This window comes from Parajatrophihabitans canadensis (assembly GCF_053764775.1).
Genome location: NZ_CM132445.1, coordinates 2,614,444 through 2,638,182 on the forward strand (window position 1 = coordinate 2,614,444; position 23,739 = coordinate 2,638,182).

General features: G+C 62.7%; 25 protein-coding genes. 13 read left to right on the forward strand and 12 right to left on the reverse strand.

From position 1 onward, the window contains the following. Positions 1-42: 42 nt before the first annotated feature. The 6 genes from ACSMXN_RS12735 (at position 43) to ACSMXN_RS12760 (ending at position 5,397) form a co-directional block, all read left to right on the forward strand. Positions 43-951, forward strand: a complete 909-nt coding sequence (locus tag ACSMXN_RS12735; protein WP_022911832.1) for an AAA family ATPase — start codon at positions 43-45, stop codon at positions 949-951. Between the two features lie 6 nt (positions 952-957). Beyond that, entirely contained in the window at positions 958-2,109 is a 1,152-nt protein-coding gene (locus ACSMXN_RS12740; RefSeq protein WP_022911833.1) for a VWA domain-containing protein, read from the forward strand. Next, positions 2,102-3,229, forward strand: coding sequence for an XdhC family protein (locus ACSMXN_RS12745; RefSeq protein WP_022911834.1), 1,128 nt, complete (start codon positions 2,102-2,104; stop codon positions 3,227-3,229). Before ACSMXN_RS12740 ends, ACSMXN_RS12745 begins: the two co-directional genes overlap by 8 nt. A 195-nt stretch (positions 3,230-3,424) precedes the next feature. Beyond that, the gene (locus ACSMXN_RS12750) at positions 3,425-4,141 is read left to right on the forward strand and encodes an SRPBCC domain-containing protein (RefSeq protein WP_022911836.1); all 717 of its coding nucleotides are present in this window, start codon (positions 3,425-3,427) and stop codon (positions 4,139-4,141) included. A 60-nt stretch (positions 4,142-4,201) separates the two neighbouring features. Further along, positions 4,202-4,990, forward strand: coding sequence for a HipA family kinase (locus ACSMXN_RS12755; RefSeq protein WP_022911837.1), 789 nt, complete (start codon positions 4,202-4,204; stop codon positions 4,988-4,990). Next, positions 4,987-5,397: a DUF3037 domain-containing protein gene (locus ACSMXN_RS12760; RefSeq protein ID WP_022911838.1), complete on the forward strand. Its 411-nt coding sequence runs from the start codon at positions 4,987-4,989 to the stop codon at positions 5,395-5,397. The genes ACSMXN_RS12755 and ACSMXN_RS12760 overlap by 4 nt, the downstream gene beginning before the upstream one ends. Positions 5,398-5,428: 31 nt before the next feature. Here the strand turns inward: ACSMXN_RS12760 and ACSMXN_RS12765 are convergent, their stop codons facing one another. Together ACSMXN_RS12765 and ACSMXN_RS12770 are read right to left on the reverse strand one after the other, a co-directional pair. Then, complete coding sequence (locus ACSMXN_RS12765; protein ID WP_022911839.1) at positions 5,429-6,331, reverse strand: alpha/beta hydrolase; 903 nt, start codon at positions 6,329-6,331, stop codon at positions 5,429-5,431. Between the two features lie 7 nt (positions 6,332-6,338). Continuing rightward, positions 6,339-6,839, reverse strand: coding sequence for a DUF5709 domain-containing protein (locus ACSMXN_RS12770; RefSeq protein ID WP_022911840.1), 501 nt, complete (start codon positions 6,837-6,839; stop codon positions 6,339-6,341). Positions 6,840-7,050: 211 nt separating this feature from the next. Here ACSMXN_RS12770 and ACSMXN_RS12775 point away from each other — a divergent pair, with 211 nt between their 5' ends. From ACSMXN_RS12775 to ACSMXN_RS12800, 6 genes are all read left to right on the forward strand, one after another. Further along, positions 7,051-8,358 carry a citrate synthase gene (locus tag ACSMXN_RS12775; protein WP_022911841.1) on the forward strand — a complete coding sequence of 436 codons (1,308 nt, stop codon included), beginning with the start codon at positions 7,051-7,053 and terminating at the stop codon, positions 8,356-8,358. 41 nt (positions 8,359-8,399) lie between these two features. Next, positions 8,400-9,494 (forward strand): S-(hydroxymethyl)mycothiol dehydrogenase, encoded by a 1,095-nt coding sequence (locus tag ACSMXN_RS12780; RefSeq protein ID WP_022911842.1) that lies wholly within the window; start codon positions 8,400-8,402, stop codon positions 9,492-9,494. Then, positions 9,494-10,129 (forward strand): MBL fold metallo-hydrolase, encoded by a 636-nt coding sequence (locus ACSMXN_RS12785; RefSeq protein ID WP_022911843.1) that lies wholly within the window; start codon positions 9,494-9,496, stop codon positions 10,127-10,129. Before ACSMXN_RS12780 ends, ACSMXN_RS12785 begins: the two co-directional genes overlap by 1 nt. Before the next feature lie 93 nt (positions 10,130-10,222). Further along, complete coding sequence (locus tag ACSMXN_RS12790; RefSeq protein ID WP_196811139.1) at positions 10,223-10,690, forward strand: DUF4395 domain-containing protein; 468 nt, start codon at positions 10,223-10,225, stop codon at positions 10,688-10,690. An 86-nt stretch (positions 10,691-10,776) separates the two neighbouring features. Next, positions 10,777-11,559 (forward strand): CPBP family glutamic-type intramembrane protease, encoded by a 783-nt coding sequence (locus ACSMXN_RS12795; RefSeq protein ID WP_022911845.1) that lies wholly within the window; start codon positions 10,777-10,779, stop codon positions 11,557-11,559. A 60-nt stretch (positions 11,560-11,619) separates the two neighbouring features. Continuing rightward, positions 11,620-12,093, forward strand: a complete 474-nt coding sequence (locus ACSMXN_RS12800; RefSeq protein ID WP_022911846.1) for a group II truncated hemoglobin — start codon at positions 11,620-11,622, stop codon at positions 12,091-12,093. A 57-nt stretch (positions 12,094-12,150) separates the two neighbouring features. On the opposite strand, the gene nicT is transcribed toward ACSMXN_RS12800, so the two are convergent. Next, positions 12,151-13,236, reverse strand: a complete 1,086-nt coding sequence (gene nicT / locus ACSMXN_RS12805) for a Nickel transporter NicT (protein ID WP_035942972.1) — start codon at positions 13,234-13,236, stop codon at positions 12,151-12,153. A gap of 168 nt (positions 13,237-13,404) precedes the next feature. Then, positions 13,405-14,283, reverse strand: coding sequence for a DUF3097 domain-containing protein (locus tag ACSMXN_RS12810; protein ID WP_022911848.1), 879 nt, complete (start codon positions 14,281-14,283; stop codon positions 13,405-13,407). Positions 14,284-14,337: 54 nt separating this feature from the next. Here ACSMXN_RS12810 and ACSMXN_RS12815 point away from each other — a divergent pair, with 54 nt between their 5' ends. Continuing rightward, positions 14,338-15,090 carry a hypothetical protein gene (locus ACSMXN_RS12815; RefSeq protein WP_022911849.1) on the forward strand — a complete coding sequence of 251 codons (753 nt, stop codon included), beginning with the start codon at positions 14,338-14,340 and terminating at the stop codon, positions 15,088-15,090. A 22-nt stretch (positions 15,091-15,112) separates the two neighbouring features. Here ACSMXN_RS12815 and ACSMXN_RS12820 read toward each other — a convergent pair whose 3' ends face one another. The 8 genes from ACSMXN_RS12820 to ACSMXN_RS12855 all read right to left on the reverse strand — a co-directional run bounded on the left by ACSMXN_RS12820 (position 15,113) and on the right by ACSMXN_RS12855 (position 23,582). Beyond that, positions 15,113-16,162 (reverse strand): ferrochelatase, encoded by a 1,050-nt coding sequence (locus tag ACSMXN_RS12820; protein ID WP_022911850.1) that lies wholly within the window; start codon positions 16,160-16,162, stop codon positions 15,113-15,115. Between the two features lie 58 nt (positions 16,163-16,220). After that, positions 16,221-16,988 (reverse strand): enoyl-ACP reductase FabI, encoded by a 768-nt coding sequence (fabI, locus tag ACSMXN_RS12825; protein ID WP_022911851.1) that lies wholly within the window; start codon positions 16,986-16,988, stop codon positions 16,221-16,223. 59 nt (positions 16,989-17,047) lie between these two features. Continuing rightward, positions 17,048-17,752, reverse strand: a complete 705-nt coding sequence (fabG, locus tag ACSMXN_RS12830; protein WP_022911852.1) for a 3-oxoacyl-ACP reductase FabG — start codon at positions 17,750-17,752, stop codon at positions 17,048-17,050. Between the two features lie 99 nt (positions 17,753-17,851). Next, positions 17,852-18,808, reverse strand: coding sequence for a VWA domain-containing protein (locus ACSMXN_RS12835; RefSeq protein ID WP_022911853.1), 957 nt, complete (start codon positions 18,806-18,808; stop codon positions 17,852-17,854). After that, complete coding sequence (locus ACSMXN_RS12840; RefSeq protein ID WP_081648922.1) at positions 18,808-19,761, reverse strand: DUF58 domain-containing protein; 954 nt, start codon at positions 19,759-19,761, stop codon at positions 18,808-18,810. The genes ACSMXN_RS12835 and ACSMXN_RS12840 overlap by 1 nt, the downstream gene beginning before the upstream one ends. Further along, entirely contained in the window at positions 19,743-20,942 is a 1,200-nt protein-coding gene (locus tag ACSMXN_RS12845) for an AAA family ATPase (protein WP_022911855.1), read from the reverse strand. Before ACSMXN_RS12845 ends, ACSMXN_RS12840 begins: the two co-directional genes overlap by 19 nt. A gap of 133 nt (positions 20,943-21,075) precedes the next feature. After that, on the reverse strand, positions 21,076-22,128 hold the full coding sequence (gene moaA / locus ACSMXN_RS12850; protein ID WP_022911856.1) for a GTP 3',8-cyclase MoaA: 1,053 nt from the start codon (positions 22,126-22,128) through the stop codon (positions 21,076-21,078). A gap of 38 nt (positions 22,129-22,166) precedes the next feature. Next, positions 22,167-23,582: an NlpC/P60 family protein gene (locus tag ACSMXN_RS12855; protein WP_155958262.1), complete on the reverse strand. Its 1,416-nt coding sequence runs from the start codon at positions 23,580-23,582 to the stop codon at positions 22,167-22,169. Between the last annotated feature and the right edge of the window lie 157 nt (positions 23,583-23,739).

The following is a 23,739-nucleotide window of genomic DNA, read 5'->3' on the forward strand; positions in this document are numbered from 1 at the left end:
CCGCTGTGGCGTTAGTAACCGAGGCAAGGCCATTCTGGAGTGATGCATTCCGTGAAAACCGATGTGAGCAGTCCGGCGTCGATAGCGTCTGCGTTGGATGCAGCCGATTACTTGGCCGACGAAGGCTTGGCCACCGCCGCCTATCTCAGTCTGCAAATGCACCGCCCGCTCTTTCTCGAGGGCGACGCTGGCGTCGGTAAGACCAGTCTCGCGCAAGCTTTGGCCACCGTAACCGGCGGCAGTCTCATCCGGCTGCAGTGCTATGAGGGTATTGACGCGACGCAGGCCCTTTATGACTGGGATTTTGCGCGCCAGGTGCTGCATCTGCGGGTAGCCGAGGCAGCCGGCATCGCGAACCAGGGCGCGGCGGGTGCCGCTCCGGGCGCTGATCTCGAAAGATCGCTTTACGATCGACGGTTCTTGATCGCGCGTCCGATACTTCAGGCTCTGGAACAACCAGGCTCGGTGCTCCTCATCGATGAAATCGATCGTGCCGACGACGAGTTCGAGGCCTTTCTACTCGAGGTACTGGCCGACAACGCAGTGACCATTCCAGAAATTGGCACAATCCGGGCCGAAAACCCGCCGCTGGTCGTGCTCACGTCCAATCGAACCCGAGAAGTCCACGATGCCTTGAAACGACGTTGCCTGTATCACTGGGTCGCTCATCCCCCGTTTGACCGTGAGGTGGCAATTCTTCGTCGTCGCCTTCCTGAGGCCTCCGAAAGACTCATCACCGAGGTCGCAACCGCCGTCCGGCGAATGCGCGAAGCCGACCTGCTGAAACCTCCGGGAGTAGCCGAGTCGATCGATTGGACCCGCGCCCTACACCTTCTGGGGGCACGGACCTTGGATCGCGAACGAGCGGCAGCGACCCTCGGCGCGGTCTTGAAATACCAGGAGGACTCGGTGCGCATTCGCGACACGGTGCTTGCCGAGCTGGCTGGCTGAGCGACGATGGCGGCACGCCAATATCGAGGCGGTACAGCAACACCACCTGCGCCGACCGGCGACCTGCTCGACGTGCTCGTCGGCTTTGCCCGCACACTGCGCCATGCCGGCGTGCCCGCCAGCCAGGATCGAGTCCACGCGATGGTTGCGGCTCTTGCCCACCTTGACGTCAGGAAACCCACTGACACCTACTGGGCCGGGCGCCTGACGCTCTGCTCGGATCCGGAGGATCTCGAGCGGTACGACGCTGCATTCGCGCTGTATTTCGGTGCCGAACAACTCGCGGTCGGCAAGCCGGCGTCGCCACCGCCGCCGGTCTCATACGCTGCACCCTTCGAATTGGCCATCGACGGCTCAGCCGAGCAGGCCGAGGACAAGCCACAATTCTCAGTGCAGGCAAGTCGTCATGAAGTACTCCGTCATAAGGACGTGTCTGCACTGACACCTCTCGAACGGAATCAACTGCACCGACTGTTTGCGCTTCTTGCCCCACGCGTATCGGCCCGCCGATCACATCGCTACCGAAGCTCTCAACGCGGAAGGGTGGACCTTGCGCAGTCAGTCCGCTCGATGCTCAAGGCCGGTGGCGAACCCAGCAGGCTCGCTCGCCGTAGACGCCAGACGAAGCCACGTCGATTGGTCTTGTTAATCGACGTGAGTGGCTCGATGGCACCCTACGCAGAGGCCCTCATGCGCTTCGCCCATGCCGCGACTCGGGTTGCGCCCCTTAGAACCGAGTCGTTCACCGTCGGCACCCGCCTGACCAGGGTCACGCGTGAGATGCGGCTGCGCGATCCTGACCGCGCCCTCCGTCAGGCCGGTCAAGCCGTTCCGGACTGGAGCGGCGGCACGCGTCTCGGCGATACGTTGAAGGCGTTCACCGACCGATGGGGGCAGCGCGGCCTTGCGCGCGGCGCGGTCATCGTGATGTGCTCCGATGGATGGGAACGGGGCGATCCGGCCCAGCTAGGTGAACAGATTCGGCGGTTGGCCAGATTGGCCCACGCTGTCATCTGGGTAAATCCTCACAAAGGGAAGGACGGCTTTGCTCCGGTGACTGGCGGCATGATCGCGGCCCTACCGCATTTGAACGCCCTGGTCGCCGGCCATAGCTTCGCGGCCTTGGAGGAACTCGTTCAGGTGATCGCCGATGCGTGACGTGCTCGACCAGCTCATGGAACAGTGGCGAGCCGGTGCCGAGGTAGCGGTCGCGACCGTGGTCGGGACGTGGAGCTCGGCGCCGCGCCCGCCCGGCGCGGCGATGATCGTTGCGCCGGATGGCGTGGCGATCGGCAGTGTGTCCGGCGGCTGTGTCGAAGGTGCTGTTTACGACTTGGGCACTGTGGTGCGCGAAGGCGGTCCACCAATCCTTCAGCGGTATGGCGTCTCTGACGACGACGCATTCGCCGTCGGGCTCACTTGCGGGGGAATCATCGACATCTTCGTGGAAGCTGTGAGCTCGAAGTCGTTCCCCGAACTGGGCGAGATCGCCGACGATATTGCTGAGGGCCGGCCAGTGGCTATCGCGACGCTTGTTGATGCGGAAGAACCGCTGCGGGGTCGGCGGCTGATCATCCGACCCGATTCGATCTCAGGATCGCTCGGGTCGCCGAGACTTGACGACGCTGTCCGCGATGATGCCCGCGGACTGCTGGAACAGGGACAAACGAAGACCATCCGCTACGGCCACGACGGCGAACGGCGGGTCGACGACATCGGGGTGTTCGTCGCGTCATATGCCCCCCGGCCACGGATGATCGTATTCGGGGCGATCGACTTCGCCGCCGCGGTGGCAAAGATGGGTTCGTTCCTCGGCTATCGCGTCACGGTGTGCGATGCACGCCCGATCTTTGCCACCCAGAAGCGCTTTCCCGACGCCGACGAAGTCGTAGTTGAATGGCCCCACAAATACCTGACGCGTACCGACGTGGACGAGCGGACTGTGCTTTGCGTGTTGACCCACGATCCGAAGTTCGACGTACCACTGCTGGAGATCGCATTGCGGTTGCCCGTCGCCTACGTGGGTGCGATGGGTTCCCGCCGGACGAATGAAGACCGGCTTGAACGGCTACGCGAGCTGGGTTTGACCGAGGCGGAACTGGTGCGGTTGCATGCTCCGATCGGCTTGGATATCGGAGCGCGCACACCGGAAGAGACCGCGATGTCGGTCGCGGCCGAGATCATTGCCCAGCGCTGGGGCGGATCTGGTCGCTCACTTCGACGGTCCGACGGGCCAATCCATCGCGACCGCCCTGAGCTGAACGAGGCCGTCGGCTGACCGGCCGGGCGGAGCCGCGGACGTCGACTAACCTTCGATGATCGGACCCGCGTTTCGACGTAGCAACGAAGCTTTTGACTGGCCCTGGCCTTCGGATAATTGCAAGATCAATCGTTGCACCATCGATCGACAGCGCCAGACAGACCGCATCAATAGCAAGTTCAGTAGCCGTTTGAGAGAGATAGGGAGTTCGCGGTGCAACTAGAACACGCCTTTACCGTCCCGGTGCCCATCGAACAAGCATGGGAAGCGCTGCTCGACATCGAGCAAGTCGCACCGTGTATGCCAGGCGCCGCACTCGAAACCGTGGACGGCGACGATTTCACCGGCTCTGTCAAGGTGCGCCTCGGTCCCATCGGCCTCACATACAAGGGCAAAGCCAGTTTTGTCGAGAAGGACATCGCCGCGCATCGGGCTGTCATCGATGCCCAAGGAAAGGACGCTCGCGGCAACGGCACAGCGGCGGCCAAGGTCACCGCGACGCTAGTTGCAGAGGGACAGTCGACCAAGGTCGCGGTGACGACAGATCTAAATATCACCGGTAAGCCCGCCCAGTTCGGACGCGGCGTCATGGTCGACGTCGGAAACAAGTTGATCGGTCAGTTCGCAGATTGCCTCGCCGGCAAACTCGCGGGCAGCACCGACGCTGGGTCGGCAGCAGAACCAGCGTCAGAACCGGCAACCGTGCCAGCGGCAGAGCCCGTGGCGACGACGTCGGCACCGGCCGCGGAGAACGCCCAAACCGAGCCTGCTCGCCAACCCCCGCGGCCGGTCCGCCAGGCGACGGCCGAAGTGGAACCGATCGATCTGCTCGGTTCGGCAGGCCCAGCCGTCGCCAAGCGACTGATTCCGCTTGCATTACCGCTGCTGTTGGTCGTCTTGGTGGTCCTACGGCGCCGCCGCGCACGGTGATTGCTTGCGCACGGTTTTGGTTGCGCATGATGAAGCCGCAGTGGCCCGCGGGTTGAGATCGTGATCGAACACGTCTATGCGACTCGCTACGTGACTCCATTGCGCGAGGGCGGTTCGCTTCCCGGGGTGGTGGAAGCGAACGACTTCGGCACATACGTGATGAAGTTCCGCGGTGCGGGCCAAGGGCTCAAGGCCCTAGTGGCCGAGGTCGTAGTCGGCGAGCTGGGACGACGCCTCGGTCTACGAGTTCCTGAGTTGACTGCAATTACTCTCGATTCTGCGATCGGAAAGTACGAGGCCGACCAAGAAGTTCAGGACCTCCTGACGGCGAGCGTCGGTCTCAACCTCGGAGTTGATTTCTTGCCGGGATCCTTCGGCTGGGACAGCAGCTACGCCGTCGATGAAGAGGAGGGCGCCCGCATTCTTTGGCTCGATGCCTTCACGGCCAATATTGACCGCAGCTGGCGTAACCCAAATGTGCTGATCTGGCACAAACAATTGTGGCTGATCGACCATGGCGCGGCGCTCTACTTCCATCATGGGTGGAGCCGTGGTTTGAGCTCGCCGCAACGGTTCGCCGAGCAACCATACGATGCGACCGATCACATCATGATTGGTCATGCCTCGCACTTAGCGGCCGCCGATGACCACTGCTCCAAAACCATCTCCAGGGAGCTGCTGGCTGACGTCCTCGCGCAGGTTCCCGACGAATGGCTGGAACCCGTCCCTGCGGGCGGTGTCGAGGTCGGGCTGAGCGGCCCCGCGGAGGTTCGGTTGGCTTATGTCGAACACCTGATCGCGCGATTGGAGAACCGCGGCCGATGGCTGCCGAAAGGACAAGCGGCGTGAGCAGCTCGAAGGGCGAATCCGGGCCGCAGCTGACCGGCTATCAATATGTGGCACTGCGTTGCGTGCCCCGGGTTGACCGCGAAGAGTTCGTCAACATCGGCGTGGTTCTGTACAGCCAAGCGGCGGACTTCCTGTGCGCCGCAAGTAGCCTCAACAGCCTGCGGCTGACAAACCTGTTCCCAGAGCTGGATCTGGAGGCAGTGGCCGCCGCCTTGCGAGCCGTTGATGCAGTCTGCTGCGGGGATGAATCTGCGGCAACCTTGGGCCTGAGCACGTTGGGTCAACGATTCGGCTGGCTTGCAGCGCCGAAGAGCACCGTGGTGCAACCTGGACCGATTCACGGCGGACTGACCGATGACCCGTCTCGGCAACTCGAGCACCTGCTTCAAGGCCTGGTCGGCAGCTGATCAGGCGACCACCCTCCAGGTGAAGGCGACCTCAGCGCGCCGTCGCGAAATGCGCGCCGATAAACGCAAGCTGGCCTGGCGCTGTTCGACGCCAGTACCCCAGATCGTGGCCACCACGCTCGTACCCACCGGCGGGTGCCGGTGTAAGAGCGCGAGCGAACTCGTACGCCACCGGGTACAGCGCGTCCTGTCGACCGCAATCGATCCGAATCGGTATTCCCTTGAGAGCCAGTAATCGATGGTAGATGCCGTTTTCGGCGAAGTCGGCCGGCCCGTCGAAGGCGACAGGGTAACTCTCGGCGAGGGTGCGCCACACCGCCGGACTCTCTGCAGCAACGGCGGCCACCCGGGCGCTGCCGTCACGTTCAGCCAGCTTCGACGCCAGCAGTAGCGAACCGTAACCGCCCATCGACCAGCCGAGGAACCCCACGCGCGATAGGTCAAGGCCGTGAGAGCCCAGCAGCGGAAGGAACTCCTCGAGCACCATCTCACCCGCATCCTCTCCGGTGGTACGTCGATGCCAGTAGGTATCCCCGCCGTCGACGCTCGCCAAGGCAAACGGGGCCGTGCCTTGCTGCATCGCCAACGCGAGGTAGCGGTCCAGGCCCAAGAGCTTGCCGAAGGCATACGCGTGATCGCCATGCCGCCCGTGCAAGACGACCGCGACGGGAAGCTTCGGCCTGGACGCGCTGGCTCGCTGATAGCCGGGTGGATAGGCAATCGTCCAGCTCACCGGCCTGTCCAGCCGGGCCACGGAGGTGAAAGTACCGCTTATCGTCGGGCCGCCGGCAATATCGGGCAGCGGCGTAAGAGGATCGGGGACCGGCTTCGGGTGCGGTCGATCATCAGACCCGTAGACGTCTGCAGCGATCGCCACACCACCCGCCGAGAGCGCGACCGCGGACCCCGCGAGCAGGATCGCTCGGCGAGACATAGCGCGTTCAGTCGTCAACCGAGTCCGACTCGAGAACACCTTCGAAGTCTTCGTCCGCATCAATGACGTGCACGGCTGCCTCTTCTGCGCTGGCCGCGTTGCCGGCGCGTCCGACGTCGAATGCGACTTCGTCCTTTTCCAGATCGTCGTGCGCACCTTCGTCCGGCGCGACTAGCCGGCCGGCGCGCGGATCGGCTTCAACGTCTGCGTCGTCGCTGTCGAGCGTGGTATCGCTGTCGAGTGAGGCGTCGGTGTCATCCCCCTCCACTTCGATGTCGGGCTCCTCCTCGGCAAGCCGCTGTTCGAGGGACTCGCCCTCGAACTCCTCGAGGTCGGTGGTCCCGTACCGGGTTGCCGCCGGGCGGTATTCCGGTGGCGAGTAGCCGGTATCGAAGGGCTCTTCCGGGTCTTCGCCGGTGAGTTGTTCGGCAGGGTCGAAGTCGTCTGCGTCCTCTACACCGGCCTCATACACCGAGTCGCCGTACAGAGAATCATCGTTGTCGCTCATAGCCTCAACTAGATCACTCAGGCGCCGACTTCGCGAGTAGGGAGCCCGAGCATGTCGGGACGCGCGCCCTCCCTTTCGAACAAAATGTTTAATTGCCGTGAAAAACATCCGGACCAAGCTGTCGCGGTGCTCTCATATCTCCCGGGAGGCTCACATTCTCGTGGAGCCCCGAAGTAGGGTTTGAGCATCCGAAAGAATGAGGGAGCCTGAGATGACGGACACCGCCACGAGCGTCGACACCGCCGTGTTCCACCCGGCCTCCGGCGAGGACTTGTCCCTGCCGATCGTGCCGACGACCGAAGGTGCCGCGGGCGCCGATATCAGCAAGCTGCTTGCCAAGGCAGATTTGGTCACTTTCGACCCGGGATTCGCCAATACGGCTTCCTGCGCTTCCCAGATCACCTACATCGACGGCGACGCCGGGATTCTGCGTTATCGCGGGTACCCGATCGAGCAACTGGCAGCCAAATCGAGCTTTGCCGAGGTCAGTTACTTGCTGATCTACGGCGAGCTGCCCACCGCCGACGAGCTGGCTGCGTTCAACGGTCGTATCAGCCGGCACACGCTGCTCCATGAAGATCTCAAGCGGTTCTTCGACGGCTTCCCCCGGGACGCACACCCGATGCCGGTACTGTCCTCCGCCGTCTCAGCGCTATCGACGTTCTACCAGGACTCGCTGGACCCGTTCAACGATGACCAGGTGGACCTGTCCACCGTGAGGCTGCTGGCCAAGGTGCCCACGATCGCCGCCTATGCCTACAAGAAATCGGTCGGCCAGCCATTCCTTTATCCGGACAATTCATTGAGTCTCGTCGACAACTTCCTCCGCATGACGTTCGGATTCCCGGCGGAGCCGTACGAGGCCGACCCGGCGATATCGCGGGCACTGGACCTCCTCTTCATCCTGCACGCCGACCACGAGCAAAACTGCTCGACCTCGACCGTCCGACTCGTTGGCTCGTCCCAAGCGAACCTGTTCGCTTCGGTGTCGGCCGGCATCAACGCCCTGTTCGGCCCGCTGCACGGTGGCGCGAACTCGGCAGTTCTCGAGATGCTCGAAGGCATTCGTGATGACGGTGGCGACGTGAAGGCGTTCGTCGAGAAGGTCAAGAACAAGCAGGACGGCGTCAAGCTGATGGGCTTCGGGCACCGTGTCTACAAGAATTGGGACCCGCGGGCCTCGATCATCAAAAAGACTGCTGACGAGGTGTTGCAAACGCTCGGAAAGCGCGACGATCTGCTCGACATCGCCATTGAACTTGAAGGTTATGCGCTCTCCGATGACTATTTCGTGAGCCGGAAGCTGTATCCAAACGTCGACTTCTACACCGGACTGTTGTACCGAGCGATGGGCTTTCCGACGAAGATGTTTACGGTCCTGTTCGCGATCGGCCGCTTGCCCGGCTGGATTGCTCAGTGGCACGAGATGATCAATGATCCTCAGACGAAGATCGGTCGGCCGCGTCAGCTGTATGTGGGGCCAGCCGAGCGCTCCTACGTGCCAGTCTCGGATCGCTGACCGACGACTGACGATCACGGGGTTCGTGCAAAAATTCACCTATGAGTCAAACCGTTCGCGGTGTCATCGCCCGTTCTCTCAAAAACCCGGTCGAGCTCGTCGACATCATCGTTCCCGATCCCGGGCCTGGTGAAGCCGTCGTCGCAGTGCAAGCGTGCGGTGTCTGCCACACTGACCTGCACTATCGCGAAGGCGGCATCAACAACGACTTTCCGTTTCTGCTCGGGCATGAAGCCGCCGGCGTTGTCGAAGCCGTCGGACCCGACGTCACCGACATTGCGCCCGGCGACTTCGTGATCTTGAACTGGCGGGCCGTGTGCGGGCAATGCCGTGCCTGCCTTCGAGGCCGCCCTCAGTATTGCTTCAATACCCACAACGCCAAGCAGAAGATGACTCTGACCGATGGCACCGAATTGTCCGCGGCTCTGGGCATCGGCGCATTTGCCGATAAGACGCTGGTCGCGGCTGGTCAATGCACCAAGGTCGATCCGGCCGCGCCAGCAACTGTGGCGGGTCTGCTCGGGTGCGGAGTCATGGCCGGCCTCGGTGCGGCCATCAACACCGGCGCAGTTGGCCGAGGCGATTCAGTTGCGGTCATCGGTTGCGGTGGTGTGGGCGCTGCCGCGATTGCCGGATCTCGGCTAGCGGGTGCGGCGAAGATCATCGGTATCGACATCGATGATCGCAAGTTGGCTCACGCGCGTGAGTTCGGTGCAACGCACACCATCAATTCCAAGGGGCTGGATCAGGTCGGCGTCGTCGAGGCGATTCAGCGTGCAACAGACGGCTTCGGCGCGAACGTGGTCGTCGATGCAGTCGGTCGAGCCGAGACTTACAAGCAGGCCTTTTATGGCCGTGACCTTGCCGGCACCGTCGTTCTGGTCGGTGTCCCGACGCCGGAGCTCACGCTCGAGCTTCCGCTCATCGACGTGTTCGGTCGGGGCGGCTCCCTCAAATCGTCCTGGTACGGCGATTGTCTGCCGTCGCGGGACTTTCCCATGTTGATCGATCTGTATCTGCAGGGTCGCCTGCCGCTGGACAAATTCGTTACCGAGACGATCGGCATCGGCGACGTCGAAGCAGCGTTTGAAAGCATGCACCAGGGTGATGTGCTTCGGTCCGTGGTCGTCTTCTGATGCCTGCTGGGTCCGTCCGGATCGACCACGCGGTGACCTCCGGGACGTTCAGCCTGGACGGCGAAACCTGGAACGTTGACAACAACGTCTGGGCCATCGGAGATGACAGCACCTGCGTGGTCATCGACGCCCCCCATGACGCCGACGTCATCGCATCGGTCATCGGCGATCGCCAACTACAGGCGGTGCTGTGCACACATGCTCACGACGATCATGTGACCGCCGCGCGGGAATTGTCCGTGCGATTCGATGCGCCGGTGCGGCTCCATCCAGCGGACGATGTGCTGTGGCGTCGTACCTATCCCGATTTCGACTACGCCCCTTTAGCTGACGGCGATCAAATCGCAATCGCCGGTGTTGGCCTCGAGGTGCGGCACACACCCGGCCACGCGCCGGGGGCTGTGTGCTTCTACTCCCCCGCGCTGGGCTCCGTATTCAGCGGCGACACCCTCTTTCAGGGCGGCCCAGGAGCAACCGGACGGTCCTTCTCCGACTTCGGCGCCATCATCGAATCGATTCGCTCCGGTCTGCTCACCTTGCCAGCAGCTACCGTCGTCCACACGGGGCATGGCCCTGACACCACGATCGGAGCAGAGGCCGGACAACTGGACGAATGGATCGCTCGCGGCCACTGACCAATGTGAGCTTTCCTGCCGGTCGAGTAGGAATAGTCGCGCCCGCGACGTCGTTTACGAGGCATGGCGTCGGTGATCGGTTTTCCTAATCCCGTGAACGAGAAGGCCGCTCGTACCGTGGCCGCCGGTGTTCTTGTGATCGCGCTGGTGGCGTTGGCCACCCAAACCTTGTGGCTGACGGCGTTTCTAGCTCTGGGTTTTCTCGCCCGGGTGGCTACTGGTCCGACCTTGAGTCCATTGGGTCAGCTTGCGACGCGGGTAGTCGCGCCCAGATTGGGACCAGCCAAACTGGTGCCCGGGCCGCCGAAGCGTTTCGCTCAAGCGATCGGCGCGGTCATAACTGTGGCCTCCGTCATCTCATGGTTCGGCTTTGGATCGTCCGTGGTGACGAGTGCCATGCTGGCGCTCATTGTTGTGGCGGCCGCTCTCGAATCGATCCTGGCCGTGTGCCTTGGTTGCATCATTTTCGGATACCTCATGCGATCTGGGGTAATTCCTGCCGACACCTGTGAGGCCTGCAACAACGTCTCATTGACCCCGTCAACTGGACGCCTGAGCTAGCAGCGCCCCCGGGAACCAGTCGCAGCTAAACAAATTAAAGGCCTGCACACAGGTATTTACTCATCTGGCTCCGGCAGAATGCACAGGTGAGCATCGAGACCCGGGAATCCGGGGCGGATACCCAGGTCAGAAATCCGGCGCGGCCGGCGATCGAGATCTCGCTGGTGTTGGGCGTCTCGCTTGGCATCTCAGCGGTCAGTTCCTTGATCAACTATGCCGACATACAAACCAGGGGCGGCTTCAGAGGCGCGGTTGCCGGCCTGAATAACGCGCAGAGCCCGCGAGCGTGGGTCGATCTGTCCTACCAGCTCCTGGACGTCGTCAACGGGGTCGTACCGGCGCTGCTCGCGCTCTACCTGTTGTACCTCGGCCAGGCCGGTCCCGGCTTCGGCATCGGTTTCGATACCACCCGGCTGCGACGCGAGTTCCTGCAGGGCGCCGGCATTGCCGCATTGATCGGGATCCCCGGTCTCGGCCTCGTCGTCCTTGCGCGACATCTGGGGGTCAATGCAGACATCAGCGCATCCGGTCTGGCCGATATCTGGTACCGATATCCGATCTTGGTGCTGGACGCGATCCAGAACGGGCTGCTCGAGGAAATCGTGATGATCGGTTTCGTGCTGACCCGGCTGCGGCAGCTCAACTGGACGCCGTGGAAGGCGATTTTACTGAGCGCGGTGATCCGAGGCAGTTACCACGCGTACCAAGGTCTCGGCGGATTTCTGGGCAACTTCGTTATGGGCGCGTTGTTCGGTTGGTGGTTCACTCGCACAAAGCGGGTGCTACCGCTGGTGATTGCCCACAGCCTGATCGACACCGTCAGCTTCGTCGGTTATGCCGCCTTGCACGGCAGAGTGGGTTGGATCTAGCCAGCAATTCGCGAAGGCCTTAGTCGTCTCGTCGCTTGATTACATCATTACACTGGGTTGATGGCTTCCTCTCCTATTCCGTCCTTGTTTGAGTGGGCGGGCGGCGCGTCGGCGTTTCACCGGTTGATTGATGCCTTCTATGACCGCGTCGAGGAAGACGAGCTCTTGAGTCCGCTCTTTCCCGGTGGCGTAACCGAAAAGCACCGAAGGCACGTCACGATGTGGTGGATCGAAGTATTCGGCGGTCCGGGCGAATATAGTGACCAGCTTGGTGGCTACGAACGAATGCTTGATCACCACCGCGAGCTGGCAATCAACACAGAACAGCGGTTCCGCTTTGCAATGTTGATGAGCCGCGCTGCCGATGATGCCGACTTACCTTCGGACCCCGAGTTTCGCGCGGCCTTTGTCGGCTACGTCGAGTGGGGCACTCGACTCGCCCTGCACAACTCCCAACACGAAGCACAGGTCGTCCCGCACGCACCCGTTCCGCGCTGGGGCTGGGGTGTCGCCCCGCCGTACACCCCTGAGTAATCGCGAGCGCGGCCTTTGTCGGCTACGTCGAGTGCGGTCTCGCCCTGGTCAGGCTGTTCAGTCCTCAGTCAGCTGCGGTTGCCAGCGTTGTTCGATCCGGCCGAGCTTCCATACCGCGACGGACACACCCCAGGTCATCACGAACAGCCCCACGACAAGGTAGCCGCTGAACTCGAAATTGCCGACCTTAGCGATAAGCGACCAGAATCCGCCGCTGAGGTTCAGCTTGCTTGCGAGTAGGGACAGCAGTTCGACACCGCCTATTACAACCGCCACCAGCACCGACAACGAGGTGATGGTGATGTTGTAGTAGACCTTGCGTACCGGCTGGCTAAAGGCCCACCCGTACGCAAAATTCATGAAGGTGCCGTCGATCGTGTCCAGTAGGCACATGCCTGCAGCAAACAGCACCGGGAGACACATGATCGCGTACCAGGGCAGCGCGTAGGCGGCACCGGCGCTAGCGAGGACCAACAGCGAGACTTCGGTGGCGGTATCGAACCCGAAGCCGAAGAGCAGACCGACTGGATACATATGTATCGGTTTCTTCACCGCGGCGGTGACGCGCACCAGAATTCGGCTGAGAAAGCCTCGCTTGTTCAGCAGCTCCTGTAGTTCCGCCTCCTGAACGGCCGTCTCGCGCATGCGGCGAAAAACCTTGATTATGCCGATCAATATGACGAAGTTCAGGCTGCCAAGCAGTAGCAGGAAGACGCCGGAGACGGTTACGCCGACGGTACCGGTCACCTGATGCAGCCGAGAATCGTCACTCGAGACCTGGCCGACCAACGAGCGGATTCCCACTGACAACAACACGCACAAGGCAAAGACGATTGAAGAATGGCCCAACGAAAACCAGAAACCGACAGACAGCGGACGCTGCTTGCGCTCCATGAGGGCGCGTGTCGTGTTATCGATTGCAGCAATGTGGTCGACATCGAAGGCGTGACGCATTCCGAGGACGTAGGCAGTGGTGCCCAGCCCTACACCGAAAACCTTGCCGCCGACAGAAAGATGCTGTGGCGCCACGATGAAGAGCAACGTGCCCCAGCCGACGACATGCAACAGCGTGATGAACGCAAACATGCTCGCCAACCGGCGTTTCTCGGCGGGTGTGAGCCCTTCCCGGATACGGCGCAACATGCCCAGCTCAGCGACCGCACCCGGAACTCTGGCCGACGCTGGACCCGGAACGGCTGCCTCGGAGGGTGCGCGCGCGTCCAAGGTCATGGGCTACATCCTTCACTTGTTGCAAGTCGATGGCAACAACCTATTGCCGATAATTCGCAACAAGCGTTCAAACGGATTGCATCAAGCAGAATGTCCGACGGTGACGAAATCGATGAGCTCCTCGACCGAGCGAAGCAGGGGGACCTCGACATCAGCGAACGTGTGCACCGAGCCGAGTACCTTTCGCCAGACCTCACGTGGATCAGAAAATCCAAGCGCCGCGGCGATACCGTCCTTCCAGGAGATATTGCGTGGCACGGTCGGCCAGGCCTGGATACCCAACGCAGTGGGCTTCACAGCCTGCCAGACGTCGACGTACGGATGGCCATTGATCTTCACATGCGGCGACGTTACGGTCGCCGCGATTCGGCTCTCTTTCGATCCGCTGACGAGATGATCGACGAGAACGCCCAAGCGCCGACTCGGGCCGGGCTGAAAGTCCCGAACCTGAGCCGCCAGATCATCGATCCCGCCCAGCGGTTCCACGACGATCCCTTCGATGCGCAGATCGTCACCCCAAATACGTTCGACGAGCGCCGCATCGTGTACGCCTTCGACCCAGATACGGCTCGCCTTCGCGACCTGCGCCCGAACGTCGGCGACTGCAACCGAACCGGACGCGGTGCGCTTGGCCGCCGGCGAGCCCGCGGAGAGGGCACCGGACCCTGGCTGGCGCGGCGGGGTGCGAGGCCGAACGAGAGTTATCAACTCGCCCTCAAGCAGAAACCCGGCCGGAAGTAACGGAAAGACGCGCTCGCGGGCGTGGCGGTCGGCAAGCGTAACCGTGTCGCGATGCTCGCCTGCGATGACGGCCGTGGACAGTCGAACCACGGCACCGCAGAATCGTCCGTCGGCGGTTTCGACAACCAGGTCTTGTTCGGCCGCAATTTCACGGACTTGACGGTGCGACCGCCGACGATTGCCCGATCCACCGCTGAGCACATCGTCGGAGTAGCGCACCGGCCAACCTTAGGGGTCCCGAGCCGTGATGGCCGGTAGGTAGGCTTAATTCTCGTGTCGTACCGTCGCTGCGCTCAGCTTGCCGCCTGGGGTTCCGCTTGGTTGCGCGGCAGCGTCGCGTTCGATGCCGTGCTCGATGCAGTCGGATCGGACGTGAGAAACGTCGCCGGGCCAGGCTTCGCCGTAGCTGACCTGCACCCGGTCGGAACCGCCCTGACGGACTGGAAGCGATCCGGCGCACGAACGCTGACCCTTGCGCTGCCGGTTCCCGGAGACGTACGGGGAATGGCCGGCGAGCCTTCCTTTCGCGATGTCGCGCTGCGCAGCGGTCAGGCTGTCTTCGGCGCTGATACCGGCGTTACCTGCGAGCTGGGCCCGAAGACTCCGAGTAGCGCGGCAAGGGAGCTCCGATGGCATCGATCAGTGATCAGCGGGCGCGTGCCCGACTACATAGGTCTGACGGACGCCGAACACGATCTCACCGAAGCCATCAGAGAGACCGCGTCTGAATTCGCTCGTCGCGGCACCGAGAGCTGGATGTCCGACATCGCCTCCGCCCTATCGGATGCGCGACGAGCGGGTGAGCGCCTACATCTACCCTCAAGCCATCCCGCACGGGCAGTGCGGGTGATCGCCCAGGCCGAGCGACTGGCGGCGGTACTCGAAGTGGTCGACGCCGACACTTCCGGCGAAGTCAACGCAGCAGGAATGCGTGAGCGCGCGAGTGCTCTTCGACCGTTGCGGGTCGCTGTCCGCAGAGCGCTGATCGCGGGCTACAACGCCGACGTAGACGTCGCAGCGAGCTGACTGCTCGCGCGACACTGCTCGATTAGCCGCCCGGTCGGGTCGGCGCCGGGCAGCACGTCGCGAGGCAGTCAACGCCACACAGGCCGAGGTCAGAAAGGTGCTGAGGCGGCCTGTCGGCGTTGACGGCTAGGTATTCCTCGATCAAGTCGACCAAACCACTGACGAACGCTGGATGAGTGCCCGCTGTCGAGGCTCGTACAAAGCCGAGTCCGAGTTTTTCTGCGGTAGTCCTCGCTTCGTTGTCGAGGTCCCAGACGACTTCCATGTGATCTGAGATGAACCCCGTCGGCACGAGCACTACGTCGGCATTGCCGCTCAGAGCGAGCGTCGTCAGATATTCGTTCACATCAGGGCCGAGCCAAGGTACATGGGGCGGACCACTACGCGACTGCCAGACCAGCTCGAACTCTGCCCCTGGACCTCGCACCGCCTCTGCGACCAACTTGGCCGTCGCTCGGTGCTGCTTGAGGTACAGGCCACCGTCTGGTCCGGAAGTCTCGTTCATGGTGATCGGGACCGAGTGAGCGGTAAAAACCAACTTGGCTCTGTCCCTGTTGGCCGCCGGTAGTTGCCCCAACGCGGCACGCACTGCGTCGGCATTTGCCTTTATGAAACCGGGGTGATCGAAGTAGTGACGCACCTTTACAAATTGCGGCGCGCGGCCGCCAAGATCATCGCTGGCCCGGGCGAGGTCCTCGCGATACTGGCGGCAACCCGAATAAGATCCAGTTGCACTTGTGGCCAGCACCAGAGCTCGGGTGATTCCATCGGAGGCCATCACTCGCGCCGTGTCGGTCAGCAGCGGGTGCCAGTTCCGGTTCCCGAAGTACAGCGGGAGGTCGATACCTCGTTCAGCGAACTCCCGGGCGATCGCCTCGAGGAGGGCCTCGTTCTGAGCCGTGATCGGCGAGACGCCGCCGAAGTGCTGGTAGTGCCGTGCGACCTCGGCCAAACGCTCGTCGGAGATCCCGCGCCCAGAGGTCACATTGCGGAGAAACGGCATGACATCCGCAGGACCGCCGGGACCACCGAACGACGCCAAAAGAATGGCATCGAAGCCTGAATCGCTCACTACTCGACGTTACACACTGACGTCACGCTGACCGACCATTCACCTCGACGGGGTACTACTACACGCCCATCGCGTGGAAGCCGCCGTCCACATGCACGATCTCGCCGGTTGTGGCGGGTAGCCAATCCGATAAGAGCATCGCGCAACTCCGACCGACTGCCGTGGCGTCATCGATATTCCAGCCGAGAGGCGCTCGCGGAGCCCACGCCTCCTCGAACGCGCTGAAGCCAGGAATACTCTTGGCAGCCATGGTTCGGACCGGCCCCGCGGCGACCAGGTTGACGCGGATCTTGCTCGGGCCAAGCTCGCGTGCCAGATAACGCGAAGTCGATTCCAACGCCGCCTTTGCGACTCCCATCCAGTTGTATGCCGGCCACGCAACAGTGGCGTCGAAGGTCAGGCCCAGGATCGAGCCGCCCTGCTCGCCAAATAACGGACGTGTCGCCACCGCAAGCGACTTGAAGGAGTACGCAGAGACCTCGAACGCGGTGGCAACGTCGGCCATCCCGGCATCCAGAAATGGAGCGCCCAGACACGACGCTGGCGCGAAGCCGATCGAGTGCAACACCCCGTCCAAGCCATCGACATGTTGTCGAACCTGGTTCTGCAAGCCCTCTAAATGCTCGGGATTCGTCACGTCCAGTTCGACCACCGGCGCGGGTTTGGGAAGTCGACGGGCCACCCGTTCAACCAGTGACATCCGACCAAATCCGGTGAGTACGACCTCTGCGCCTTGCTCCTGCGCGACTTTGGCGACCGAGAAGGCGATCGAGGCGTCGGTGATGACACCTGTGATGAGCAGCCGCTTGCCGTCCAGAATTCCCATTACCGCTCCTCGTACGTTCGCTTTGTGGTCATGAATTGTCTGCGCTGGGAGGTCTGGGGCTACAGGCCCATCCCGATACCGCCGTCGACAGGCAGCACGACCCCAGTCAGGTACGAGGCTCGCTCAGATGCGAGAAACTCAACGGCAGCCGCGATCTCATCGACCGCGCCGTAGCGCTTCAGCGGTATGGACGCCAAGATCTCCTTTCGGCGAGCCTCGGTCATCTCGGCGGTCATGTCGGTCTCGATGAAACCCGGCGCCACGACATTCGCAGTAATGTTGCGGCCTCCTAGCTCGCGCGCGATCGATCGAGCCAAGCCCAGCAAACCTGCCTTGCTGGCGCCGTAATTCGCCTGCCCGGGGGCACCCGCGAAGGCCACCACGGAGGAGATGAAGATCATTCGGCCACGCTTAGCCTTGAGCATGCCGGGCGTTGCACGTTTGGCGACCCGATACGCGCCCGTCAAGTTGGCATCGAGCACCCTGCTGAACGAATCTTCGCTCATACGCATCAGGAGCGTGTCGTCGGTGATCCCCGCGTTGGACACCAGGATCTCGACCGGACCATGCGCAGCCTCGACTTCAGTGAACGCCGCGTCGACAGCCTCCGTGTCGGTGACGTCGCAACGCACCCCGAGCAACCCCTCAGCCGCACCGCTCCCGCGGTGCGTTACCGCCACCCGGTCGCCCGCTGCGGCAAATGCCTGGGCGATGGCCAGCCCAATACCGCGATTACCTCCAGTTACCAAAACTGATCGACTCACGGCGGTCAGGCTAGTCGATGCGCCCCGTTTCCAAGAGTTACCGCCCGGTACAACGGCCTGCCACGTGTCGGCAAGGGGCAGGCCGGGCCCGGATATGGACTAGCTCAGTCGACCGGACCACAGCAGCGATACCGCACCCGCTGCCACCAAGGCCAGTAAACCGGCGATCATGAAACGCCAGCTGATATCGCGTTGTGCGGTCGTGTAGCCAATTTGGGAACCGATGTCTTTGTAGACAGACTGCAATTCCTCTGCCGAGGCCGCCGTGTGGAACGTTCCGCCGGTCGCCTCGGCAAGGCCGCGCAAGGTTGGTTTGTCCGCAGGGACCGGCGTCGTTCGACCCTCAACGGTCACGGTCCCGTTGTCGGTGCCGAAGGCGATTGTTGATACCGGCGTATTCGCTTTCTTCGCCGCAGCTGCAGCCTCGGCTACCGTGCGGCCGACCGTATTGGAACCGTCCGAGAGAAGCACGATCCGAGCCGGTGCCGGCTTGTCGGTGCCGACCGTTGTCGATTGGCTGAACGTCTGCAGTGCATCGAGGCAGGCGAAAACGCCTTCACCAATGGCTGTGTACGGCTCCAGCTGCAGATCGGCGACTGCGCGTTTGAAGGAGTCTCGATCCAGTGTCGGCGGCACGAGCACGCTGCCGTTGCGGCCGAACTTCACCAACCCCAGGTTGATGCGCTTGGGTAGCAGATCCGAGAATTGGTCCGCGGCCTTCTTCGCGGCGTCGAGGCGGTTGGGAAGAACGTCAGTCGCCTCCATCGACAGCGAGACGTCGATGGCCAACATGACGGTTGCCTTCTCCTGCGGGACGCGAACCGAAGCGGTCGGACGGGCAACGCCTAGCGACAGGACCGTCATCGCGATTAGTAGGAGTGCGAACGTCAAATGTCGCCGCCAGCCCGGGCGACGGGGCACCACGCTCGCCAGCAATTGGGTGTTGGAGAACCGCGCCACGAACTTGCGGCGACGCAGCTGTACGAGAAGGTATCCGATTGCGATCGCGAGTACAGCGATCAGAAGGAAGAGCCAGGCAGGGGACGCGAAGTGCATCAGTGCACCATCCCCGCTCGGGATGGCGGGCGGACTGCGACCCCGCGGCGTCGAGTGATGACGAACTTAGCGACGTCAGAGAGCCAATCAGAGTCCGTGCGAAGCTGTAGGTGGTCAGCGCCAGCGCGCCGGAGCATGCTTGCAATCTGTTGGCGCTGCTCCCGCGCGGCAGTGGCATATCGAAAGCGAAGGCGCGGATCAGAGGTCTGAACCTCCAGCTGCTCCCCCGATTCTGGGTCGACGAACGTCACCAAGCCCGCCTCCGGAAGGTCCATCTCGCGCGGATCGACGATCTCGATTCCGAGCAGTTCATGACGGTCGCCGAGCCCACGTAATGGCCGTTCCCAGTCGGTTTCGCCCAGAAAGTCGGAGATCACCACCACCATCCCACGCCGTCGCGGTGGACGACGTACCTGCTCGAGGGCATCTCTGAGATCGCTGATGCTGCTTCGATTCGCTCGCGGCGTGCCGGCGACCTTGCGTAGCAGATATCGAGCGTGGTTCGTTCCGGACTGTGCTGGTATTCGGTAGGTGCTTTCGCCGGTGGTGACGATGGCGCCGATGCGGTTCCCGGACTTGGTGGTCAGATGTACGACGGCCGTCGCGGCTGCCAGCACCAGATCGCGTTTCTCGATGTTTACAGTGCCGAAGTCGAGGCTGGGAGAAAGATCTATCACCACCCATGATTCGAGTTCCCGATCCGCAATGGTCTGTCGCACGTGCGGTGTCATTGTTCGGGCAGTGACTGGCCAATCCATGCGACGGACATCATCGCCCGGGTAATACTGCCGCGACTCGGCCGGCTCACTACCCTGACCGGGGATCAGGCCGAGGTAACTGCCTTGCAGCAAGCCATCCAGCTTGTTGCGCACTGCGTACTCCAAGCGCCGCAGGACGGCTTCAGTCTCCGGCGGTAGTGGAGCTCCGGGACCATTCACGCTGGCGGACCCCAGTTGGCCGGTCGGTCAGACTGGGCACCCTGGAACTGCGAAGGCGGAATATTCGACGCGTTGGGCGCGCCTTGCTGTGCACTCTGTTGACCCCCCTGGGGCGAGCCGTAGGGCGCGCTGTGCGCTCCGGCGACCTGGGCCTGGGGTGGGGCGCTGGGAGCTGCCGGGATGAAGCCCCCGCTCGCCCGCTGGCGCGGCGCGACCTGAGGTAGTGCGACAGTCTGGAGTACCCGACTAACAGCCTGGGGCGCCTGCACGCCGTCGGCTATGGCGTCGTATGACAACACCATTCGATGTGGCAACACGTCGATTGCCACATCGAGTACGTCCTGAGGCAAGACATAATCGCGTCCACGCAGCAGCGCCAGCGCACGGCCAGCAGCGATGAGTCCCAGGCTTGCCCGGGGGCTCGCGCCGTAGGAGACCCAGGCCGCGACGTCAGGCATTCCAAACTCTGCCGGCTGCCTTGTAGCTACCACGAGTCGGACCACGTAGTCCACGACGGCGTGATGCACGAACACCCGGCTGGCGCGATTCTGCAAGGCGACGAGGTCATCGGTGGAGATCACCGGCTGAGCAACTGGCGGATCAACGCCCATTCGATAGATGATCTCGCGTTCTTCAGCCGCAGAAGGGTAGTCGACGTTGATCTTCATGAGAAAACGATCTCGTTGCGCCTCGGGCAGCGGGTAGACGCCCTCGGATTCGATCGGATTCTGGGTCGCCAGCACCAGGAACGGATTCGGCAACGGATATCGCTTGCCACCAAGTGACACCTGCCGCTCGGCCATCACTTCCAGCAACGCCGACTGCACCTTGGCAGGTGCTCGGTTGATTTCGTCGGCCAGCACGAAATTTGCAAATACTGGGCCCAACTCGGTGTCGAATTGCTCCGAACCGGGGCGGTAGATGCGCGTACCAACGATGTCTGAGGGAACGAGGTCTGGCGTGAATTGCAAGCGAGCGAAGGTGCCACCGACAGTGTGCGCCAAGGTTTCGACCGCGAGAGTCTTTGCCACCCCGGGCACACCCTCGAGCAGGCAGTGACCTCGCGCCAGCAGGCTCACCATCATTCGCTCGACCATGCGCTCTTGGCCGACGATCACCCGCTTCACCTCGAAGATCGCCCGTTCGAGTGCGGTGGCGTCCGCAGCCGGAGTGGGACTGGTTGCCGCCTCGGTCATGTGCTTCCTATCGGGTCTGCCAGAGCCCTGGCGTGGCTTCGCGGCCGTTAGCTGTATGTGTCGCTGGTACGTCTAACCGTAACCGAGCAGTGAGTAGGGCTGCGGGACGGGACGCTAATACTCTGCTGTGCGCTCAGCCACCAATGGCCGACATCGGTCGATCCGGCTGTCTGAAGTCCGGCGCGGAGATTCCGTGCCCGGACGGCTTCGCGCGCACGGCGGACACGATGCTCGCCGCGATCTCGGCATCGGTGGACCCGTCGCGTAGTGCCGCGCGAAGGTCGGTCTCCTGATGGGCGAACAGGCACGTGCGAAGTTGGCCGTCTGCGGTCAATCGCAATCGGTCACAATCACGGCAGAAGGGTCTCGTAACCGAGGCGATGATACCAACTGTGGCGGGCTCGGTCCGCCACCGCGGGCGCCCGGGACCGTTCAGAACTTCGAACGACTCCGATGGGGCATGGTCCAGATGCCCAATTCCGCGCAGCGTGAACCTTGAACTCAGAACGTGCTGCACGTCATCAGCCGTGACCATCTCAGCGCGCGTCCAGGCGTGCTGTGCATCAAGCGGCATGTGTTCGATGAAGCGCATCTCGTAGCCGGACTCCAACGCCCACTGCAGCAGATCCGGGGCCTCTTGAAGGTTTACATCCCTCATCAGTACCGCGTTGACCTTGACCGGGGTGAGCCCGGCGGCCGCTGCAGCCTCTAGACCGGCGAGTACGTCGGGCAGACGGTCGCGCCGAGTGAGATCGCGGAACCGCTGACGATCCAGCGTGTCGAGTGAGATGTTCACGCGGTCCAGCCCCGATGTGGCCAGATCGATCGCCTTGTCGGCCAGCGCGATCGCGTTCGTCGTGAGCGACAACTCCGGACGCGGGTCGAGTTCGGCAAGTCGGGCGATCAGACCTGCTACTCCCGCTCGTACCAGCGGCTCGCCGCCTGTCAGACGGATCGTGGTGATTCCCAGCTGCACGAAGATCGCCGCCAGCCGAAGAATCTCGTCATCACTGAGGACGTTGTTCTTCGATAGCCATTGCAGACCTTCGGCCGGCATGCAATACGTGCACCGAAGCGAGCACTTGTCGGTAAGCGAGATTCGCAGATCTTCCGCACGGCGACCGAACGCGTCGATCAAAACGCCTGGAGCACGCGAATCCGCCGTTACAGGCGCGCTGGGCATCATCAGCCCAGAGTAACGACCTCGGGCGGACTCCGACCCTCTCAGGTCAGCGGCCTGGTGGCGCCGAAGTAGTCGCCGGACACCTGATCCCAGGGGGTGACTTGTACCACACTGCCGGAGTTTGGCGCCTGAATGACGTTACCGCCACCGATGTAAATTGCTACGTGGTGGATATCGCCCTGGCCCGGCAGTCCCCAGAACAGCAGGTCACCCGGCATGAAATTGCCTGGTGCTGGATGGTAAGAACCTGCCTGACTGAACTGAGTCGCCGCATAGTGCGCGAGATACAGGCCCTGCGATGCCCAGGCGAACATGACCAGTCCCGAACAGTCGAAGCCGAACACGGTGCTGTCATTCCACCCGTCTGTGCCTGGCGAATTGACGCCGAAGGTTGGGCCGTTGGCGTTTCCACCAGCCCAGGCGTACGGCGTGCCCACTGTGGTCATGGCTCGGTTGACGGCCGCTTGACCCTTGGCCGCCGTCCAGCCTCCCAGCGAACTGGGCGGGTTGTAGACAGTAAAACCGCCTCCACCGCCTCCACCGCCCCCGCCGCCGTTGCTCTGGTTGGCTGCGGCGGCCGCTGCGGCGGCGGCCGCAGCGCGCTCCCGAGCCGCTTCAGCCTTCGCCGCCGCAATCGCTGCGAGGCGCTGTTGCTCCTTGACGTAAGCGTTGTACTTCGCGCGTTGGCCGTTCAGGGTGGCTAGCTGCGCCTGCGCAGCATTGAGCTGCCGTTGATAGCTCGCCTGCTGCGTTTGCAATTGGGCTTGAAGTTGTTGCTGACGGTCGCGTGCGTCCTTGGCCGCCTGAAACGCTGCTTGCGCCTGGATCGACAGTTTGGTCTGCAGCTGTACCGCGGCCTTGGCCTTGGCATCGGCATTGGACTTGGCCACTGTCGCCTTGTCCATGGTGCTCATCACGTCGAGGTGCCGGTCGGAAACGTAGCGCAGATAGTCACCGCGCTGTAGCAGCGCATTCGGATCCGTCGCGGTCAGCAGACCACCGGGTCCGCCTGTGGCTGATGGCGCGATGTAGGAGTTCCTGACGAAGTTCTGCAGCGATCGATGTGCGGCATCGAGTTGTTTCTGCGCGGCGACGATGGCGGCCTGCGCTTGGATCGCTGCTTGCTTGGCATCTGCGAGCTGGGACATCGCGAGCGCGTACTTCTGCTCCTTCAAACCGGCGTCGGCCGTCAGTTGCGCGAGCTGCGTCGTAGCCTGCGCGAGCAGGCCCGAGAGCTTGCCTACCTGATTTGCCATGTTGTTCTTGGCCTGTTGAGCCGCGCTGAGCTGACCATTACTCGGGTTCGGCGGCGGCTTCGGCGCCGCACCGACCGACGGAACATCGCAAACGACAGCACCGAGCACGAGGACGGTGGTCAGGCCACCGCCCATCAAGACCCTAAGCCCCCGCGGTGTCTTGGCCCGTTTGATTTTCGAATCATCGGCCGATCGGAACACCGTGTATCCCCTTTGTTCTGGTAACCCAGCAAGAAGGATGCCAGTTCAATCACTTCTGCGCCACTGGTCACGTCAGTCACTATGGCTTACTTCAGTAACAATTTGGATTACCGAACTAGCCCAATTGCCATCCGCGGATGCCGATTTTCTGCTCCGT